The sequence below is a fragment of the Nocardia flavorosea genome (genome assembly GCF_015477805.1).
GTDB classification, from domain to species: Bacteria; Actinomycetota; Actinomycetes; order Mycobacteriales; family Mycobacteriaceae; genus Nocardia; species Nocardia flavorosea_A.
In genome coordinates, this window is record NZ_JADLQL010000001.1 from 530,411 (window position 1) to 549,904 (window position 19,494).

19 protein-coding genes are annotated in these 19,494 nt (G+C 67.1%); 5 read left to right on the top strand and 14 right to left on the bottom strand.

The window, feature by feature from the left end:
* Positions 1-111 precede the first annotated feature (111 nt).
* The 4 genes from IU448_RS02445 to IU448_RS02460 all read left to right on the top strand — a co-directional run bounded on the left by IU448_RS02445 (position 112) and on the right by IU448_RS02460 (position 1,777).
* A complete protein-coding gene (locus IU448_RS02445) occupies positions 112-354 on the top strand; it encodes a hypothetical protein (protein ID WP_228811995.1) in 243 nt (80 codons plus the stop codon).
* 5 nt (positions 355-359) lie between these two features.
* Positions 360-1,007, top strand: a complete 648-nt coding sequence (locus IU448_RS02450; RefSeq protein WP_324188486.1) for an RNA polymerase sigma factor — start codon at positions 360-362, stop codon at positions 1,005-1,007.
* Complete coding sequence (locus IU448_RS02455) at positions 1,004-1,240, top strand: hypothetical protein (RefSeq protein WP_195053834.1); 237 nt, start codon at positions 1,004-1,006, stop codon at positions 1,238-1,240. The genes IU448_RS02450 and IU448_RS02455 overlap by 4 nt, the downstream gene beginning before the upstream one ends.
* Positions 1,241-1,342: 102 nt before the next feature.
* Positions 1,343-1,777, top strand: coding sequence for a hypothetical protein (locus IU448_RS02460; RefSeq protein ID WP_195053835.1), 435 nt, complete (start codon positions 1,343-1,345; stop codon positions 1,775-1,777).
* 1,265 nt (positions 1,778-3,042) lie between these two features.
* Here IU448_RS02460 and IU448_RS02465 read toward each other — a convergent pair.
* From IU448_RS02465 to IU448_RS02500, 8 genes are all read right to left on the bottom strand, one after another.
* A complete protein-coding gene (locus tag IU448_RS02465) occupies positions 3,043-4,494 on the bottom strand; it encodes an amidase (protein ID WP_195053836.1) in 1,452 nt (483 codons plus the stop codon).
* Between the two features lie 352 nt (positions 4,495-4,846).
* Entirely contained in the window at positions 4,847-5,725 is an 879-nt protein-coding gene (locus tag IU448_RS02470; RefSeq protein WP_195053837.1) for an SDR family NAD(P)-dependent oxidoreductase, read from the bottom strand.
* Positions 5,692-6,534: an IclR family transcriptional regulator gene (locus IU448_RS02475; protein WP_228811997.1), complete on the bottom strand. Its 843-nt coding sequence runs from the start codon at positions 6,532-6,534 to the stop codon at positions 5,692-5,694. The genes IU448_RS02470 and IU448_RS02475 overlap by 34 nt, the downstream gene beginning before the upstream one ends.
* Positions 6,535-6,556: 22 nt before the next feature.
* The gene (locus IU448_RS02480; RefSeq protein ID WP_195053838.1) at positions 6,557-7,360 is read right to left on the bottom strand and encodes an ATP-binding cassette domain-containing protein; all 804 of its coding nucleotides are present in this window, start codon (positions 7,358-7,360) and stop codon (positions 6,557-6,559) included.
* Complete coding sequence (locus IU448_RS02485) at positions 7,357-8,415, bottom strand: ABC transporter ATP-binding protein (protein ID WP_195053839.1); 1,059 nt, start codon at positions 8,413-8,415, stop codon at positions 7,357-7,359. Before IU448_RS02485 ends, IU448_RS02480 begins: the two co-directional genes overlap by 4 nt.
* The gene (locus IU448_RS02490) at positions 8,399-9,283 is read right to left on the bottom strand and encodes an ABC transporter permease (RefSeq protein ID WP_195053840.1); all 885 of its coding nucleotides are present in this window, start codon (positions 9,281-9,283) and stop codon (positions 8,399-8,401) included. The genes IU448_RS02485 and IU448_RS02490 overlap by 17 nt, the downstream gene beginning before the upstream one ends.
* Complete coding sequence (locus IU448_RS02495) at positions 9,280-10,221, bottom strand: ABC transporter permease (RefSeq protein ID WP_195053841.1); 942 nt, start codon at positions 10,219-10,221, stop codon at positions 9,280-9,282. Before IU448_RS02495 ends, IU448_RS02490 begins: the two co-directional genes overlap by 4 nt.
* Positions 10,222-10,246: 25 nt before the next feature.
* Complete coding sequence (locus IU448_RS02500) at positions 10,247-11,821, bottom strand: ABC transporter substrate-binding protein (RefSeq protein ID WP_195053842.1); 1,575 nt, start codon at positions 11,819-11,821, stop codon at positions 10,247-10,249.
* 1,136 nt (positions 11,822-12,957) lie between these two features.
* On the opposite strand from IU448_RS02500, the gene IU448_RS02505 reads away from it, so the two are divergent.
* Positions 12,958-13,692 (top strand): TetR/AcrR family transcriptional regulator, encoded by a 735-nt coding sequence (locus IU448_RS02505; RefSeq protein WP_195053843.1) that lies wholly within the window; start codon positions 12,958-12,960, stop codon positions 13,690-13,692.
* A gap of 17 nt (positions 13,693-13,709) precedes the next feature.
* Here the strand turns inward: IU448_RS02505 and IU448_RS02510 are convergent, their stop codons facing one another.
* The 6 genes from IU448_RS02510 to IU448_RS02535 all read right to left on the bottom strand — a co-directional run bounded on the left by IU448_RS02510 (position 13,710) and on the right by IU448_RS02535 (position 19,369).
* Positions 13,710-14,432 (bottom strand): PaaI family thioesterase, encoded by a 723-nt coding sequence (locus tag IU448_RS02510; RefSeq protein ID WP_195053844.1) that lies wholly within the window; start codon positions 14,430-14,432, stop codon positions 13,710-13,712.
* A 147-nt stretch (positions 14,433-14,579) separates the two neighbouring features.
* Positions 14,580-15,758: a lipid-transfer protein gene (locus IU448_RS02515; protein ID WP_195053845.1), complete on the bottom strand. Its 1,179-nt coding sequence runs from the start codon at positions 15,756-15,758 to the stop codon at positions 14,580-14,582.
* On the bottom strand, positions 15,755-16,168 hold the full coding sequence (locus tag IU448_RS02520) for a MaoC family dehydratase (RefSeq protein WP_195053846.1): 414 nt from the start codon (positions 16,166-16,168) through the stop codon (positions 15,755-15,757). Before IU448_RS02520 ends, IU448_RS02515 begins: the two co-directional genes overlap by 4 nt.
* Positions 16,165-17,271 carry an acyl-CoA dehydrogenase family protein gene (locus IU448_RS02525; RefSeq protein ID WP_195053847.1) on the bottom strand — a complete coding sequence of 369 codons (1,107 nt, stop codon included), beginning with the start codon at positions 17,269-17,271 and terminating at the stop codon, positions 16,165-16,167. Before IU448_RS02525 ends, IU448_RS02520 begins: the two co-directional genes overlap by 4 nt.
* Positions 17,271-18,206, bottom strand: a complete 936-nt coding sequence (locus tag IU448_RS02530; RefSeq protein WP_195053848.1) for a bifunctional MaoC family dehydratase N-terminal/OB-fold nucleic acid binding domain-containing protein — start codon at positions 18,204-18,206, stop codon at positions 17,271-17,273. Before IU448_RS02530 ends, IU448_RS02525 begins: the two co-directional genes overlap by 1 nt.
* Positions 18,203-19,369: an acyl-CoA dehydrogenase family protein gene (locus IU448_RS02535; RefSeq protein WP_195053849.1), complete on the bottom strand. Its 1,167-nt coding sequence runs from the start codon at positions 19,367-19,369 to the stop codon at positions 18,203-18,205. The genes IU448_RS02530 and IU448_RS02535 overlap by 4 nt, the downstream gene beginning before the upstream one ends.
* Positions 19,370-19,494 lie beyond the last annotated feature (125 nt).

Here is a 19,494-nt window from a genome sequence, read left to right on the forward strand (position 1 = left end):
CACTTTTATATATACTATCTATGTACATGGGGGATACTGTCCGGGGATGTCGGATCAGGCACGGTTCATAGTCCGCGGTAAGAATTCCGCGGCGCGCGACACCAACTGAGCATGATGGTTCATCTGCCGCCGCAGACGACTGCCGGAAGTGATCGTGCGTCGGCTGCCGAGGTCCGGGCCTGGCGGCGACGCCGGCTGCTCGATTCGGGTTTCCCGACAGATGTGGCTGATGCCGTGGTCGCTGATCCCGGGTTCGACCTGCACGCGTTGTTGCAGCTGCTCGACAGGGGTTGCCCGCCGGAGTTGGCGGTGCGCATTCTGGCGCCGATGCCGTCGCGGGAGGCGCTACTGTGAGCACTGTGAACCCCACGACCTCCGGCGTGGCGCATCCACAGGCCGATGAACAGTGGCTGGCCGATCTGACCGATGACGGACCCGCCGGCCGTCACGCGGTGGCGCGTTTGCGTGAGGTGTTGCTGCGAGCCACCCGGCATCAAGTGTGGCGGTTGCGTGGTCTACTGCCGGGCACCGGTGCCGGTGATCTGGAGGATCTGGCTCAGCAGTGCGCCAATGACGCCGTGGTCGCGGTGCTGCGTCAGCTGCCCACGTTCGAGGGCCGCAGTCGTTTCACCACCTGGGTCTACAAGTTCGGGGTTCTGCACGCCGGTGTCGCGGTGCGCCGCCAGGCCTGGCGGCATCGGGAAATTCCGTTGCCGGACGCACTGACTTCGGTTGCTGACAGATCGGCGACGCCGGAGGCCGTGTTGGGTGCCTCCGAGCTCGCTCGCGCGGTCGAGGCGGCGGTCGCGCGGGATCTCACCGCACATCAGCGGCGCATCCTAGTGGCGTTGGTGGTGGAGCAGGTGCCGATCGACGTGTTGGCCGATCGGTTGGGCAGCACCCGCAATGCGCTCTACAAAACGTTGCATGATGCTCGTCGCCGGCTGCGCGCCGCGCTCATCGACAGCGGGCATCTCGAACCACGCCCCGATCGGAGCATCTCATGACCGATCCGACAGCGGCGTCGCGCGCCGAGCTCATCGCCGGCTTGCTGGCCGATACCAGCCCTTACCTGTCCTGTGACGAGTGTTTCGACCGGATCGATGAGTATGTTGAACGCCGTCTGGACGACCCACGGTATGAAGATGTCGCGATGCAGACCCATCTGACCGGTTGTGGTGCCTGTGCTGATGAGGCGCTGGCGTTGCAGGAATTGCTCGATCAGCGGCCCGGACCGTAGCGATGACGCGGGTTCGCCGGGCGTGAATGTTGCTGTGTGTCGGTAAGACCTTCGCAGACGCGGCCACTAACAGTGTGACCGTCAACGTCGAAGGAGAATCTGATGACTGTGCACACCGACCGGAGCGGGCAGGTGGCGTCGCTCGCCGATCCCGGTTACCAGGCTTTTTGGGCGCTGCGACTCGGCTTCGGTGTCTTGCCGATCCTGTTCGGGCTCGACAAATTCGTCAATGTCCTCACCGATGACTGGACCCGCTATCTGGCCGGCTTCGTCAACGACCTCGTTCCCGGTGACGCGGCCACGGCGATGAACGTAGTCGGCGTCGTCGAGATCGTCGCCGGCATTGCCGTGCTTGTGTTTCCGCGCTTGGGTGCGCCGCTGGTTGCGGTGTGGCTGGGCGGCATCATTGTCAATCTGCTACTGGTCGGCGGGTACGGCGATATCGCGTTGCGGGACTTCGGGCTGATGGCAGCGGCGCTCGTGTTGACGCGTCTGGCGTGGGCCTACCCGAATGGGATGCCCGCACGACAGCCCTGAACCCGCGCTCGGCGCGGGTCGAGAATGGCCGGGCGATGTTGGTAACGCCCGTTTCTTCGCGGCTGCACCGGCTATCGGCCGCATTGGCCCTGAAGGCGGTGCACCCACCCGGCTATCGCGGGGAGTGCACCGCCGGAATCAGGTCCGCAGCGGTCAGATGCCGACGTAGGTGGCGAGGTGTTCGCCGGTGCGGGTGGAGCGGTCGGCGCGTATGCGGTTTCGGTCGCCGAACACGACATGTTCCTTCAGCTACTTTACATAATGTAGATTATCGGCAGTTTTCGGAAGGGCGGGTCCGGACAACTGGCTTCTCGTGAGAATCACTTTCGTGCAGCGCATTTGCCGGCCCCAGCTCGGACCGAAGCTCTCGACTGGGACGTTTCAGAGAACGCGACGACTCGCTGCGGAAGCCGGACCGATTCGACGTCGGTCAGATCTGAGGCGCAGGCATTATGTCAACTCGCAGCTATACGCGGAACCATTGCGGAGTCACTCCGACCGGGCCCCACAACCCGCCGCCCGCATTCCTGCATGCGCCTTCTCCACGGCGCACCCCCATGAGCATCTGAGCTGGACGCGCCCAAAACCCCTTCCCGCAGAGCGGCCGATCGCCACAGGTGCCGCTCAGCGAATCCTCCCCTAGTTGCCGGTACGGCACATAGTGTCACGACTTTTTGTCACAGTGACGTTTTACCGGGATCGGGGGGCCGGCAGGGATCGCCCGCATACACCGCCCCGGGCAGACCTCACCGATATGCGCTGAGGATTTCGTCGGCAGATTGCCTTGCGCCGCTGAACTCCGACAGCTCCGCCATGCCGCCGTTATCCAATGCTGCGGCGACTACCTCCGGCAACCACACTTTCCTGCCGGGCGCCCGTCCATTCGACGCCTGACCTGCGCTTACTGAACTTACTGCGCTTCGAGCTCCGATGTAATACGCCTCTTCCTTTGTCTTTTTCTTTCCGGTTGCGACTGAACAATATAGACGTTGAAGATCAATGGTTAGATACGCATATCTAAGTAGTCTCATGGTGATACTGTCGGTCAAAGGTCTCCATTCGGGCTGTTACGAAGTCTCACCCGGACTTCGCAGACCGGGCTGCGCCCGTCTCGTCGCTACCGGTCCGACTCTCCAGGGTGTCGGAGTACTCCCCTGCTCAGGAATTTCGGTGGTAGCCGGCGGTCGCCGGCCCTGTCATTCCTGAGTCGCGAATACCACCGGATCGGTCACCGATCCGGTGGCGGCCTGCGTGGTCACTGGGCACTACTTCGGTGGTTGGAAGCCGCCGATCTTCCGCTCGAGCAGCTCAGCCAGCCGCAGTGGGGTGTGGTCCTCGAACATCGGGCCGATGAGCTGCACTCCCACCGGCAGTCCTTCGGGAGACAGGCCAGCGGGTATGGCAGTGGCGGGCAGCCCGGGCATGGTGGCGACACCGGCCCAGACGAGCTGATCGAAGTACGGGTATGCGACACCGTCGATATCGATATGCCGATCCTGCAGATCTCCGCTGTGATTGTGCGCGAAAGCGGTGGTGGGCGTGATGGGGCATACGACGGCGTCGAATTCGGCGAAGAGCCGGCGCCAATCCCGACGGTGATTTTCGCGACGGTTGTCGGCCTCGACCCAGTCGCGGTGGCGCAGCACCATGCCACGCAGTCGCGCTGCCTCGAGACTCCGGTCGTCCGCGCTGCAGGCCGCGGCCTGGATCTGCAACTGTTCGTACACGTCGGCAGGAAGGCTTGCGGCGGCGTTCGACAGCATCAATTGCATGTAGAGCGTCGCGGCTTCGGCCGGATCGGGCAGTAGCGGACTGTGCCGTTCGACGCGGGCGCCTTCGTCGGCGAGGGCCGCGGCGACCCGGTTCACGCCCGCTCGTACCGCCGCGCCGGTCGCAATGAGCGGATGGTCTTCGAGGATCAGGACACGGAAGTCAGCCAACTGTTGGTGGCGCGCGGGCGGCAGTTCGGCGTCATAGGCGATGCCGTGGGTGAGCGGGTCCGGGCCGGCCATCACATCGAGCAGTAGCGTGAGGTCGCGGGCGGTGCGCGCCATCGGGCCGACGACAGCGAGGTCGAGGTCGATCGGCAGGGCCGGCGTGGGGGGCGCGACCATGCCGCGGGTCGGTGCCAGTCCGAGTGTCGGCTTGTGTGCGTAGATTCCGCAGAAATGCGCGGGGGTGCGCAGGGATCCGGCGAGGTCGGAGCCGATGGACAGTGCGCCGAATCCGGACGCCAGGGCTGCCGCCGATCCGCCGGACGACCCACCGGATGTGCGGCTGTGATCCCACGGGTTGTTGGTGGTGCCGTAGATCTCGTTGAAGCTCTGGATATCTCGCAGCTGCACCGGCACGTTGGTCTTGCCGAGCACCACCGCGCCGGCCGTCTCGAGCCGTGACACCTGTACCGCGTCCTCCGACGGTATGTGGTTCGCGTGCTGTGGCATACCCCAGGTGGTGGGCAGTCCGGCGATGTTGTAGGACTCTTTGACGGTTACCGGGACACCAAGCAGTGGTCGGTCCTCGCCGCGGGCGCGGGCCTCGTCGGCTGCGCGGGCGGCGGTTCGTGCCCGGTCGAAGGTCCGCACACAGATCGCGTTGATCGCGTCGTCGTGTCGTTCGATCCGCGCGATTGCCGCATCGGTCAGTTCGGTCGATGTCACGTCACCGGCACGCAAGGCGTTCAGGAGTTCTTCCGCCGACTGATAGTTCGGGTCCATGAAATGGGACGCTATCGGCCTGCCGGGGAGGGCATAAAAAGTCGCTTCGTACAACGGGAGACCAACGAGGCTACCGGCGGCGATGGCTCACGGGGCTCGTTCTGCCCGCGCATGCGGTTATCGCCCAGGTCATGGCGTCGGTGGCGGCCCACGCCATGTGGACGGGGCATAAGGATGCCGCTCAGGGCAACGGGATTGATATCTCGATACTCGTCCGCGTTCATCGGCCATGACGACGCGCGGCGGGCGTTGTGCCGGTCTGGAAGTTCAGGGTTTCTCCGGACACTCGCGCGCACTTCGCGGTTCATGTAGCGGCGTGGGTCGGGGTGGCCGGTAGCGTGGCCTTTCCCGGTTATGTCGCTGTTGCCCGCTCCGGGCGTTCGGGGAGCTGCCCCCGCAGTGCCCGGTCGACGGTGTCGTCGCCGCATACTTTTCGGGCGAGGATTTCCAGGTCGGCGGCGCGGCGTAGATGGTTGCCGCCTTCGACCGGGAGTACGGCGCCGGTGACCCACGATGATTCCGGGCCGGCGAGGTAGCGGACGGCTTCGGCGATATCTTCGGCTGTTCCGACGCGGGCCAGTGGTTTCTCCCGCAGTACCCGGGCCCGTTGTGTTTCGTCGGCGGCGATGAGGCCCGGTTTTGCCGCGTCGGTGGGGACCAGGCCGGGGCGGATCGCGTTGACGCGGACAGCGTGCGCTCCGAGTTCGTCGGCGGCTACCCGGACGAGGGCTTCCAGTGCGGTTTTGGCGATGGAGTAGGAACCCATGAAGGGGAACGAGCCGCCGCCGGCTGTGGAAGACAGGCAGATGACCGATCCGCCGCCGTGGGCCGCCATCGCGGCGGCGCTGTGCCGGATCGCCAGTAGGGCGGTCAGCACATTGCGTTCGAAATCGGCGGCGGCCACTGTTCCGGTCAATGCCAGCACTGGGGCCATGGTGCCGCCGCCGACCGTGCAGACACAGATCCGCAGGGGTGTGCTGTCGGTGTCGGCCAGTGCGACGGCGCGGGCGATATCGTCCTCGTCGGCGGAATCTCCTACCGTCCACTGCACCGGTGCGGCGTCCGGGATGTTGTCTCGCATCCATTCGGCGGCGCGGCGCAGGGTCGCTTCGGTTCGGCCGAGCAGAGTGATCGAGGCGCCGTCGCGGGCCAGGCGCGCGGCGGCGGCGCGGCCGAATCCGCCTCCGCCGCCGGTGATCAGTGCGCCGTGGCCGGTGAGGGTTCGGGGCATGAGGCGGACCGCCTGTCTTCGTGACTGTGGATGGGTTCGTTGTCGCGCAAGCGCCGGGGTGCCGGCCCGGTGCGCGGTGGGTGGTGCCGGCCGAGTGTCAGCGCGATCTCCCGGGCCGCGGATGCGATCAACGGGGCGGTTCGCTCGAGTGGTGCGGTGTCGGCGGCGTGGGAGATCGAGAGCGCGGCGACGGGGCCGCGGGGGCCGCGGATGGGGGCGCCGGCGCAGGCCAGGCCGCGGAAGGCTTCACCGGATTCGTATGCGAGGCCGCGGCGTTGCCGGATGAGTGTGAGTTCGCGGTGCAGGGTGGTGATCTCACCGATGGTGCGTTCGGTGCACCGGTGCAGTCGTTGCCCGTACATGTTGTCGACCCATTCGGGGTCGAGGTAGGCGAGGATGGATTTGCCGCAGGCGGTGGCGTAGGCGGGTGCGCGGCCGCCGACGCGGGACGGCAGCGCCGATGCGTTACGTCCACCCACTTTGTCGAGGTAGACGCTTTCGCCGCCTTCCAGGACGGCCAGGTGGACGACCATTCCGGTTTGCGCGTGCAGATCGTGCAGGACGGGGGCCGCTGCGGCGCGGATTGCGCTGTATCCGTCGGAGATTCCGCCCATTCGTAGCGCGCGTCGGCCGATGGTGTAGCCGAACGGGGTGTGTTCGACCCAGTTGAGCCGGACCAGTTGTTTGAGGATCCGGTGCACTGTCGAGCGGGGCAGTTGTGACCGGCGGCTGATTTCTTCGAGGGTGAGGCGGGAGGTGCGGTCGTCGAAGACGTCGAGGATTACGGTGATCCGTTCGATCATTGCCATGATGGTTTCCCCGGTCTCGTGGTCAGTGCCGCGCGCTGCGCGGGATGGGTACGGGGATGGCTGCCAGTAGTTTCTGCGTGTATTCCTCCTGGGGGTTGTGGTAGATCTCTTCGACGGTGCCCGTTTCGACGACTCTGCCGCCGGCCATGACCAGGACGCGGTCGGCGATCACTTCGATGAGTGCGAGGTCGTGGCAGACGAAGAGGTAGGCCAGTCCGAGTTCGTCTTGCAGGTCGCGCAGTAGGTTGAGTACTTGTGACCGGACGGAGACGTCGAGGGCGGCGACGGGTTCGTCGCAGACGATCATTTTCGGTTTCAGGGTGAGTGCGCGGGCGATGGCGACGCGTTGTAGCTGTCCGCCGGACAGTTCGGCCGGGTAGCGGTCGAGGTAGCGGGCGCCGATTCCGACCTTGTCGAGCAGGGTTCGGACGGTGGCGGTGCGGGTTTTGCGGTCGAGGTCGGTGTGCACGACGAGGGGTTCGGCGACGGCGTCGAGGATGCTCATGCGGGGGTCGAGTGAGCTGTGCGGGTCTTGGAAGATCATTTGCATTCCGCGGCGCAGGGTGCGGAGCCGGGTGGGGGTGGCGGCGCGGATGTCGTGGCCGTCGAAGATGACGCTGCCGGTGTCGGGTTCGATCAGCCGCAGCACGATTCTGCCGACGGTGGATTTCCCGGCGCCGGATTCGCCGACCACGGCGAGGCATTCGCCGGTGCCGAGTTCGAAGGAGACGTTCTGTACGGCGTGGGTCCGGCCGGAGCGGCGGCCGAGGAGGTCGCGGCCTGTCGAGAACGATTTCGATATATCGGTTACCTGGAGCAGGCTCATGGTTGCTGTACTCCTTGTAGTTCGATCTCGGTGGTGCGCAGGCAGCGGGCGGTGCTCCGGTCGCCGGTGGGGGTGGTGGCCGGGTGGGTGGTGTCGCACAGTCCGGGCCGGGCGTGTGGGCAGCGGTCGCGGAAGCGGCAGCCGGGCGGCCACTCCCCCGCGACCGGTACGCGGCCTTCGATGGCGGTGAGGCGGCGGTCGCGGCGGCGGCCCGGGTGCGGGATGGAGGCGAGCAGGCCGGCGGTGTACGGGTGGCGGGGTGTGTAGAACAGTTGTTCGGCGTCGGCTTCTTCGATTACTTCGCCTGCGTACATGACGACGACGCGCCGGCACAGTTCGGCGACCACGGCGAGGTCGTGGGTGATGAACAGCAGGCCGATGCCGGTTTGTTCCTGGAGGTCGCGCAGGAGTTGGAGGATGGTTTCCTGGACTGTGACGTCGAGGGCGGTGGTGGGTTCGTCGGCGATGAGCAGGCGGGGGTTGCAGGCCATGACCATGGCGATCATGACGCGCTGGCACATTCCGCCGCTGAAGGCGTGGGGATATTCGCGGACGCGTTCGGCGGCGCGGGGTACTTGGACCAGTTCGAGCATTTCCACTGCGCGGGCCATGGCGGCGCGGCGGTCGAGGCCGAGGTGGCGGCGGACGGATTCGGCGATCTGGTCGCCGACGGTGTAGGCGGGGTTGAGGCTGCGGATGGGTTGCTGGAAGATCATGCCCATTCCGGTGCCGCGCAGTGCGCGCCATTCGCGTGGTGGGAGTGCGGTGAGGTCGCGGCCGTCGAATTCTACGGAGCCGCCGGCGATGCGGCCGCCGGTATGGGCGGTCAGTCCCATGACCGCCAGGGAGGTTACGGTTTTTCCGGAGCCGGATTCGCCGACCAGGGCGACGGATTCGCCGGCGCCGACGTCGAAGGAGGCGCCGTCGACGACGGTGGTCCAGCGGCCGCGGCCGGCGGGGAACTGCACGGTGAGGTCGCGTACGCGCAGCAGGGTGCCGGTGGTTGCGGCTGCTGGGTTTTCCGGCAGTTGGAGTCCGTTACTTGTTACTGCCATTGCGGCTCCTCGTCAGGGCTCGGCGCACACCGTCGCCGAGGTAGGTGAAGGCGAGCACGGTCAGGAAGATCATCACGCCGGGCGGCCATACGAGGTGCGGGGCGAGTTGCATATTGGAGGCGGCGGTGCTGAGCATCGATCCCCAGCTCGCGGCGGGGGCTTCGGCGCCGAGGCCGAGGAAGCTCAGGCTCGCTTCGGCGGCGACGGCGGTGCCGAGGGAGACGGAGATGACCAGGACGATCGGGGGCATCACGTTCGGCAGGATGTGCCGGATGATTGTCCGGGATGGTGTGCATCCCAGGGCGACGGAGGCTTCGATGTAGGTGTCGCCGCGGACGTCCATCGTGGAGGCGCGGGCGACGCGGAAGAACCGGGGCGCCATCACCAGGCCGACTGCGAACATCGCGTTGGTGATTCCGGAGCCGAGGACGGCGACGATCGTGATGGCCAGGACGAGGGACGGTGCGCTCATCAGGGCTTCCATGAGCCGGGTGAGCAGGGTGTCGGTCCAGCCGCCGCGGTAGCCGGCGACCACGCCGAGCGGTAGTCCGAGGATCAGTGCCAGTGCCACCGCTTGTAGTGCAGCGGTCAGGGAGATACGGGCGCCGAAGATCAGCCGGCTCAGTGCGTCGCGGCCGTAGTCGTCGGTGCCCAGTAGATGTTCGGCGGCGGGGGGTTGCAGCCGGTTCAGCAGGTCCTGGGTGTACGGGTCGTGGGGGGCGATCCACGGCGCGAACAGCGCGACGAGTATCAGCAGGGCGACGAACAATGCGGCGGTGGCGGTGACGGGGCGGCGGCGCAGGGCGGCGGCTGTCCGGCGGGCCGCGCCGGGCCGGGCGGCGGTGTCGGCAGGTGTGGTCGCGGTCATGAGCGCACCTTCGGGTTGAAGTAGCCGTAGGAGATGTCGACGAGCAGGTTGACGAGGATGACGACGACGGTGGTGAACAGGACGAATCCGAGCAGTACCGGTACGTCGTGGTTCTGGACGCTGTTGACCGCGAGGCTGCCCAGGCCGGGCATGTTGTAGATGATCTCGATGGTGACGGCGCCGCCGAGCACTTCGGCGACCCGGAATCCCAGCACGGTCACGACGGGGATGCAGGCGTTCTTGAGCCCGTGTTTGCCGATCACGCTCGCCCGTGACAGTCCGCGGGCTTCGGCGTTGAGGATGTAGTCACTGCCGAGGACTTGGCCGAGCGCGGACCGCAGTTGCAATGTCACTTCGGCGGCGGGCAGTAGCGCCAGCGCGACTCCGGGCAGTACCAGGTGCTGGAACCACGGTACGACTCCCTCCGATATGGGCACGTAGCCGAATGCGGGGAATATCTGATGTGTGACCGCGAACAGCAGGACCAGGACCAGTCCGAACCAGAAGGCGGGGATCGCGATCGCGATCGAGGCCAGGGCGTTGATGCCGCGGTCGACGACACCGCCGGGACGCAGCGCGCCGAGGATGCCCAGGGTTACGCCGATCAGCACGGCCAGCACCATCGCGAACAGCACCAGCGACAGGGTTGTGGCCATCCGCCGCAACAGCAGTTCGGCTACGGTCTGGTTCGACCACAGCGACATCCCGAGGTCGCCGCGTAGTGCCGAACCGACCCAGTCCAGGTATCGCACGAAGACGTTCTCGTCGAGGTTGAGGTTCTCGTGTAGTTCGCGCAACCGTTTCGGTGTCGCGTTCTCCCCGGCCAGTACGACCGCCGGGTCGCCCGGGGCGAGGTCCATCAGTAGAAATATCAGCAGTGGGACGATCAGCAGCAGCGGAATCGCCGCCAGTAACCGCTGCCCGGCATAACGCAGCACGGGGTCTCCTCATCATTGCGGCGGACTATTCGGTCATTGCGACGTGGCGAAGGTCGAAGATCCCGAGATCGGCCCAGGGGATGTCGTATGCGCCGACGACCTGGCTGGTGAACAGCGTGGCGTTGGTCTGGTTGCAGATCGGGACGAACATGGCTTCTTTCAGCGTGAGGTCCCAGGCCTGGTGGTACAGCGGGGCGCGCTGTTCTTCGGTCAGGGTGGGGTCGGCTGCGCGGGTCGTCAGGTCGCGGATCTGCGGGTTGTCGTTGGCGAGGGCGTAGGCACCGAACAGGAAGGTGTTCACGGTCTCGGCGGGATCGGTTTTCGCGTTGAAGCTGTTGGCGACCATCGATTCGAAATCGCCGGCGATATAGCGGGGTTCGTTCTGGGTGTTGGGGACCGGGTTGAGGTCGGCGTCGATGCCGGCTTGTGACAGGCTCGATTGCAGGACGTTCGCGGTGTTCTCGGTGTTGGTGCCGGCGGCGAAGGTGAGTGCTATTCGTGCGCCGCCGGCCGCCTGCACCAGGGCCCTGGCTTTGCCGGGATCGTATGGGTACGGGTATTCGTAGTTTTCGTCGGCGGGCCAGCTGCCCGCCGGGTACAGCTGCCGGTGTGGTGTGCATGTTCCGGAGAACAGGGCGCTGACGGCGGCGGGGTCGATGGCGGCGGCCACGGCCTGCCGGACCTCCGGTTCGGCCAGGTCGCCGTAGGGGCGCATGTACAGGCCGAGCACATTGCGGAAGACCACTTCGTGGACTCCTACGGCGCGGTTGCGTCCCAGTGTCTGCGCTTCGAGTACTTCGTTGGCGGAGCTGACCCAGCTCAGGTCTGTCATGCCTGTTTTCATTCCGTTGAGCCGGGTCCGGGCGTCGGGGATCCATTCGAATTCGATTCCGGCGAGCTGACCGGCCTTGGGATCCCAGTTGGGGGCGCCGTCGGCGCGCACCAGCGACAGTGATTCTTCGGGTACGTATTCGGTGACCACGTACGCGCCGGAGCCGGCGGTGCCGGGACCGTTGCGGAGATCGGTGCCCGCGGCGATCGCTTTCGGGCTGATCATCATTCCGACGTTGGTGCTGAACACGCCCGGTAGTTCCACGCCCGTTCCGGGCACCAGATGCAGGCGGACGGTGTAGTCGTCGATTTCCTCGACCGAGGTGATGTTCTGTAGGGCGGCGGTGACCGTGCTGCCTTCCATGTTCTGGCCGCGGTGGATATTCGCGGCCACGGCCGCGGCGTCGAAGGCGGTGCCGTCGTGGAACGACACATCGGTGCGGAGTTTCAGCTCCAGATAGGAGCCGTCGCGGGCGAACTGCCACGATTCGGCGAGTCCCGGGATGAGGTTGCCGTCCTTGTCGACCGTGGTGAGCCGGTCGAAGAGGACGGTCAGGTAGCCCCAGCCGCCGTAGCTTGTCTGCAGGTAGGGGTCCAGGTTCCTGGTCGGTGAGCTGCTGGTGACCCGCAGGATCGCATCGGGGTCGATATCGCCGACCGGGCCGCCGAAGCCGCCGTCGATGGGGCCGCCCCCGCAACCGGCCACGACCAGCGTCGCCGCGGCCGCGGCCAGCAGATGCCGGGCACGGCGAAACCTTCTGCGGTTCATGGGGTTCCTTTCAGCAAGATGTGAGCTTCCGGATCGGGCCGGCTGGTGGGCGCGGTGGCGCCGGTATCGGGAGCCGTCCGATCGGGTGGGGTCAGAGGACCGGTACCCGGCTGCTCGGGGCCGGAGTTCGGACGGGATGCCGGGTCGGTGCGGCCGGGGCGGGAGGTGGCCGGGCGCTTCGTGGTCGCGGCCGGTGTCCGTGGGGACGAGGGTTTACGGTCGGGCACGCGGGGCCTGCGCGTATCCGGGTTCGGGGTGGCCGGTCTCGGCGGCTGCCTGCGGGGCGGCCGGGCTGCTACCGGGTGCTGTTCATCGGTGTGTGGGTCGTGCGGGTTTCGGGGTGTCGCGTCGCCGGAGCCTGGAGTGGTTGCTCAGCACGTTCGTGGCTGCGATGGGACGAGTTCGGGCCGGTCACCGCGGTCGTCGTTGTGTTGTTGCCTCGTCGGGGAAACCGGCGAGATCGCCGCATCGAATGAACCGAGACCCATGCTCTCTCCTTGCATGCTGCTTGGTTATCAGCGCTCACCACGGCGACCAAGCACTGTTAGGTCACTCCAAAGCAATCGCTTGGTTGGAACGTTAGATGGATCACAAGAGCCTGTCAACGGTTTGCCGAATATCGCCTGCCCGACACCCGAGAGGCACCGGAAACGGGGGACGCGTCCGACGGAGATCCGGCGCTGGACGGACAGGCGGCAAGCTGCTCCCGGTTGCCCACCAACGGATAGGCGGCGAGTAGCCGTGGCCACCCCGCCCTGCCCGAGCCCGTCTCGAGCAGGGCGAGTGCGACGTGCGGCCGGGTCGATAGATCGACATCCTCGGCGGCGAGTCGTTCATTGCGGGCAGGCTGTACCGCGGCCACACCGAACCGCGCGAGCGCGGCCACCTGCGTGCCGGTCAGGGGCCGGGCGGCAGGCAAGATTTTCGGGGAGGTCGGTGCCTCACCACGGAGGCCCGGGAGGTCGCGGTAATTGCGAATTGCTATCGGTCCGCACGTGACGTCTCGTCGCGACACATTGTCAGCCTGCGTTTGCGCCGGTCCATCGAAGGGGCACCGGGCGCGACACGGTCGTGTAATCTGCGATTCAAGCAAGTGCTTGATAGGGAACCGGCTACACGGCACGAGGAGACGCCAGGTGTCATCCACTCGAAAAGAGGCCATCCTGTTCCATGCCGCAAAACTGTTCAGCGAACGGGGTGTAGCGCGCACCACCGTGCGCGATATCGCCGACGAAGTCGGGATCCTTTCGGGCAGTCTGTATCACCACTTCGCCTCCAAGCATGCGATCGTCTTCGCAATCGTCATCACCTTCATCGACGATCTCAACGACCGCTACGAGGCCGCGCTCGTTCCCGGCGAAACCGCGCGCGAGCGGCTCGACCGGATGGTCGCGGTCTCCTTCGAATCGGCCACCGACCACCCCTACGCGACGGAGATCTACCAGAACGAGAGCACGCTGTCGGCGCAGCCCGCCGACAGCCGTATCGCCACCGCCGTACGCCGCGCCAACCAGTACTGGGACGACGCGATCACCCGCGGCGTCGACACCGGCGAATTCCGGACCGATGTGAACCCGCACCACTTCCATCGGATGCTGCGTGAATCCGTTTGGCTCACCGTTCGTTTCCACCGCGCTTCGCTGGCCACCGACGCCGATCGGCTGCGCCGCGATCTGATCGCGGTCTTCCTCGACGGTTTCGCCGCCGCGAAGCCGGCCCGGACGCCCGCCCCGCCCGTCCCCGAAATCCCGGCCGGACAGCCGGCAGCCGTAACCGAGGGCACTGCCTCCGAACCGGCGCTCATCGACCTGCAGCGCAATATCCGCGAACTCGAGGAAGCCGTCCGGGAACTACGCCTGCAGCGAGGCTGACGGGCGGTCACGGCCGACTATTGAGGCGCCCGGCTGGACGACTCGGACACATTCGGCCGAGGTATCGGCTCCCCTGTTGCCGCCGCGCGAGGCCGCGGGACGGTTTTGTCGATGAACAGGGCCTCGACGGAGACACAGAGCTCACCGTCCGCTGTGTGGATCGCCCCAACGGAGTTGATCTTGCTGCCGTGCTGCGCGACCATGCGGCCGCTCACCGTGAGCGGTACGAACAACGGTGTCGGGCGGTGGTACCGCACATTCAATTGCGCGGTGGGACCGTTGCTGCCCGCCCAGGTGTTGGCGACCCCGAGCGTGTGATCGAGCAGCTGGGCTGCCACTCCCCCGTGCACACTCCCCGGCGGGCCCTGATACGGAATGGTCAGGGTGACCACGCCGTCGACCGATCCGTCGGCCCGGCCGGTGAGCACGAGCGGCGGCGCGAGCGCATTCTCCGGGCCGGTGACCGGGTCATGGCGTGTGACACCCTCACCGTGCCACATATCCACCAGGCGTTCGGCTACCTCGGGTGCGTGCTGCTCGAGATGGTCGGCGATACTCTGCAGTTCCTCGGCCACCCGGTCCAGGTTCGCGTTCGAGCGGTCGGTGCGCAGCAACGCGTCGATCACCCGCCGCGCCGCTGCCGTCGCACGGTCGACCGGTGCATCGCGGGGCGCAGAGGTCAGCACCGTGCCGTCGGCCGCGGTGCGCACGGTGGGACGGACAGGCGGGTCGTAACTCATCGGCATCTCCAGGGGTGAGTGAGCGGGGGTGTTCCAGCACTGTGCCTACGCCGGTCGTGGTGCGCCGTCCCAGTGTTCACCGGCAGATGGGAACGTATCCGGCGGCGGCCGGGCGGCCCCGTCGAGCCGCCGCCCTCGCCCCTCGCCTCATTCGACACCGAGTACCAACCCGCTCGTCGGCACCGCGGTTCCAGCGGTGACCAGGACGTTGTCGACACCGTCGGGCTGGTTCGCGGAAGTGCCGCGCAGCAGCCGCACGGCCTCCGCGATCCCGTTGACGCCGTGCAGGTACGCCTCGCCGATCTGACCGCCGTGGGTGTTGGCGGGTAACCGGCCGCCGAGTTCGAGATTGCCGTCGGCGATGAAATCCTTCGCTTCCCCGAGCGCGCAGAAACCGAGTTCCTCCAGTTGCGGGAGCACCAGCGGCGTGAAGTGGTCGTAGAGGATCGCGGCGTCGATATCGGCGGGTCGCAACCCGCTCTGGCGGTAGAGTTGCCGGCCGACGAGCCCCATTTCGGGGATGCGGGTGATATCGGGCCGGTAGTAGCTCGTCATCATGTGCTGGTCCTTACCGCTGCCCTGTGCGGCGCCCTTGATCAGCGCCGGCGTGTGGGCGAGAGTGCGGGCACGTTCGGCGGAAACGACGACGAGAGCCTGGCCGCCGTCGGTTTCCTGGCAGCAGTCCAGCAGGTGCAGCGGTTCGGCGATCCAGCGGGAATTCTGGTGATCGGCGAGCGTGATCGGCCGCCGGTAGAACCAGGCGGCCGGATTGTTCGCGGCGAATGCGCGGGCGGCCACGGCCACCCGGCCGAAGTCTTCGCTGGTGGCGCCGTACTGATGCATATACCGCCGGGCGAACATCGCGACCCATTGGGCGGGAGTCGACAGCCCCTGCGGTGTCAGCCAGGCATAGGCCGCCCGGTCGGCGGTGCTGTCCATCGGCCGATCGTGCTGGCCGAGACCGTAACGGACACCGGAGCGTTCGTTGAACGCCCGATAGCAGACGACGACCTCGGCGACTCCGGTGGCCACGGCCATCGCCGCCTGCTGCACCGTGGCGCAGGCGGCGCCGCCGCCGTAACCGACACGGGAGAAGAAAGTGAGCTCCCCTAGCCCGCAATTGCGGGCGACGAGCACCTCACCGTTCGTTTCCGCGGTATAGGTTGCCAGTCCGTCCACTTCGGCCGGGTCGATACCGGCGTCGGCGAGCGCGGCGACGATCGCCTCGCAGGCCAGTTGCAGTTCGCTGCGGCCGGAATTCTTGGAGAACTCGGTCGCGCCGATACCGACAATGGCGGCCGCGCCGGATAGTGCACTCACCGTCATGGGGCGTTTCCTTCCACGAAGGCGACGGTGACGAGACCGCGCACATGATCGCCCAGGCTGTTGGCGCCGCGGACCTGCACCGACACCACACCGCCGGTGTTATCGGTCACCTCACCGCTCAACGTCATCGTGTCGCCGGGGTAGTTGGGGGCGCCGAGCCGGATCGCGACCTTACGCAACGACGCCCGCGGCCCCGCCCAATCGGTGACATAACGGCCCACCAGCCCGTTGGTGGTCAGGATATTCATGAACACATCCCGGGAACCGCGCTCGATCGCCAGGTCGGGGTCGTGGTGCACGTCCTGATAGTCCCGGCTCGCGATAGCCGTCGACACGATCAGCGTGCGGGTGAGCGGGACAGCGAGTTCCGGCAGCACCTCACCCACCGCGATATCCGCGGCCGCTCTCATACCGCCACCTCCGGGCGGGCGAGCAGATCGCCGAGGCGAGCGAGATCGGCGCTCGCCGACCCCAGGGTCGCGGCGATCTGCTTACCCCACAGCAGGTAGCGGTGCACCGGGTAGTCGATATCCACGCCGATCCCGCCGTGCACATGCTGGGCGCGGTGTACCACCCGCTGCCCGCCGTCGGTGGCCCACCATTTGGCCACCGGCACCGCCGTACCGGGGTCCTCGTCGTTGCCGAGCAACCATGCCGCCTGCCACAGCGTGACCCGCATCGCCTCGAGATCGATATAGCAGTCGGCCAGTTGATGACCGACCGCCTGGAAGGTCGAGAGGGGGCGCCCGAACTGCCGGCGTTCGTTGAGGTAGTTCACCGCATGCTGCACCGCACCGGCGCCGACCCCGGTCTGTACCGCGGCCAGCGCGATTTCGGCCCGGGAAACCAGCCACTGCACCGAATCGCCCTCGGCGAGCAGTTCCACCGGCGCGTTGTCGAAGGCGAGGGTCGCGGCGAGCGCGCGGGTGGTGGTCTCGTTGTTCTCGGCGTGTACGCCCGCGCCGGCGGGGTCGGCCAGGAACAACCCGGTTCCGGTCGGTGTCGCGGCGGAGACCACGACCCGGCCGGCGATATGCGCCGCGGGGACCACCGCTTTCGCACCGGTCAATACCCATGTTCCCGTGCCGGACCGGTGCGCCGACGTCTCGGGTGCCACCGGGTCGGCGGGGCCGAACTCTTCGAGCCCGACGGTGAGGAACAGTTCCCCGGCCGCCGCGGGCGCCACATACTCGCGCTGCTGGTCGGGTGTGCCGAATTCGGCGACGGCCGCCGCGGCGAGCGCGGTCTCCCACAGCGGTACGGGGGCGACACTGCGCCCCTGCTGTTCGAGCAGCACACAGAGTTCGGTGAATCCCATTCCACCACCGCCGGATTCCGCGGGCAGCGCGATTCCCACGAGCCCGGCGCGGGCGAGTTCGCGCCACAGGTCCCGGTCGATACGTTCCGCGGATGCCTCGACGGCCTTGATACGCTCCGGGCCCGATGTGCCGGTGAAGATATCGGCGGCCAGGTCGCGGATCGCGGTCTGCTCTTCGGTGAAGGCGAAATCCATCAGTTCTCCTCGCGTATGACCGGACGGAACGCGGGCAGCGTCAGCTCCGGGTCGGCGTCGATCCAGTCCAGTTGCACGGGCATATCGACCCGCATCTCGCCGGGTTCGGCACCGACCATGTTCGCGACCAGCCGGGTGCCCTCCTCGAGTTCGACGACCGCGACGATCAGCGGGTAGTCGAAGGCGTCGAGCCGCGGATGGTGGTTGACCACGAAGCTGTAGACGATGCCGCGGCCGCAGGCGTCGACGGTGTCCCAATCCAGTGATCGGCAGTGCCCGCACATCGGCCCGGTCGGGTGCCGCAGGGTGCCGCAGGAGGTACACCGCTGGATCACCAGGCGATGTTCCTCGGCGGCAGCGAACCAGAAGGCATTGTCCGGGTTGATCGCCGGACGTGGCCGCAACGCGCGGGGCGGCTCTTTCGCTACGGGCCGGAAACGCAGGGTGCGCCAGCGCTGGGTGGCGACGACCACACCGGTGTCGTCCCGGTAGGTCTTGACGGTGGTCACGAAATGCCCGGGTCCGAGGGCAGTGTTCTTCTCCGGCGAGATCGATTCGATGACCTCGGTGACGTTGATCCGGGTGCCGGGGCGGAGTTCGGCGAAATACTCCTGTTCGGAATCCGTGGCGACCACCGAGGTGAAGCCGGCCTCGGCGAGGGTGTCCAGTAGCCGGGTGGCGACCTCGGACACGCCGGCGCCGGCGGCGGTCGCCGCGTAGCCCCGCATGGTCCACGCCTGCACCATCGTCGGCGGGGCGATGACGCCGGCGCGGCCGGCAGCGCGGGCGGCGGTCTCGTCGAGATAGATCGGGTTGGTATCGCCCATGGCTTCCACCCAGTGCCGGATCATGGCGGTGTTCACCGGGTCCGGCGCCCAGGTGGTGGGCTGCAGTTCGCGACCTATCAAGGTGTTCAGGGTGTCGAGAACGGTCATCGGCCGCGGCCCGCCTTGACCGTCCCCAATCCGAGGGTGGCGACCATATCGCGCAGTACCTCGTTGACCCCGCCACCGAAGGTGTTGACCACCCCTTGCCGTGAGATCTGTTCGATCTGCCCGGACAGGACCGCGCCGGGGCTCCCGGGGCGGATCCGGCCGGCCGCCCCGAGGATGCCGAGCAGGGTGCGGTAGACGTCGAGATGGGTTTCGGTGCCGAACACCTTCGTGGCGCCCGCGTCCGCACCCGAGAGGGTGTCGGCCGCTACCGCGGCGGTCATCTTCCAGTTCATCAGCCGCATCGCGACCAGTTTCGCGTGGGTGCGCGCGAATTCCTGCCGCACCCAGGGTGTTTCGATTGCGCCGGTTTCCCGCGCCCAGTCCAGCACCTGGTGCCACAGGCCTTCGGTGCGCCCGCCCAGCGCGGCGAGCCCGATACGTTCGTGGTTGAGCTGTGCCGTGATGAGGCGCCACCCACCGTTCGGTTCGCCCACCACGGCATCGGCGCCGACGCGGATACCGGAGTAGTAGGTGGAGGTGACCGTCAGGCCGCCGACGGTATGGATCGGCGACCAGGAGAAACCGGGGGTATCGGTCGGCACGATCAGAATCGAGATGCCCTGATGTTTCGGGGCCTCCGGATCGGTGCGGCAAGCCAGCCAGATGTAGTCGGCGGTGTTCGCGCCGGAGGTGAAGATCTTGTTGCCGTCCACCACCCAGCCGTCGCCGTCGCGGACCGCGCGGGTCTGCAGCGATGCCAGATCGGTGCCGGCGCCGGGCTCGGTGTAGCCGATGGCGAAAACGATATCGCCGGACAGGATCCCGGGCAGGTACTTCGCCTTCTGCTCGTCGGTGCCGTACTTCTGCAGGGTCGGGCCCACCGTGTTGACGGTGACGAACGGGAACGGCAGCCCCGCGCGCTGGACCTCGTCGAAGAATACGAACTGGTCCTCGATGCAACGGCCCTGGCCGCCGAACTCCACCGGCCAGCCGATCCCCAGCCACCCGTCCGCGCCGAGCATTTTGACGATCTCCCGGAACCGGTCGCCGCCCACACCCTGTTCACCGGCCGCGCGGCGCTCGTCCGCGGGCAGCAGCTCCGCGAAGTAGGCACGCAATTCCCGCCTGAGTTCCCGGTGCTCGGGTGACTCCCGCAAATCCATCGTGGTTCTCCTATCCCGTGCACGGCCGTCGGCGTGGCCCGGACGCTAATGCGCCGGGCGATTCCGGGCCTGCCGAGGTCTCACCCAACGGAAAGCCGGTTTCCGTCCCGGGCGCGGCCGGGCTG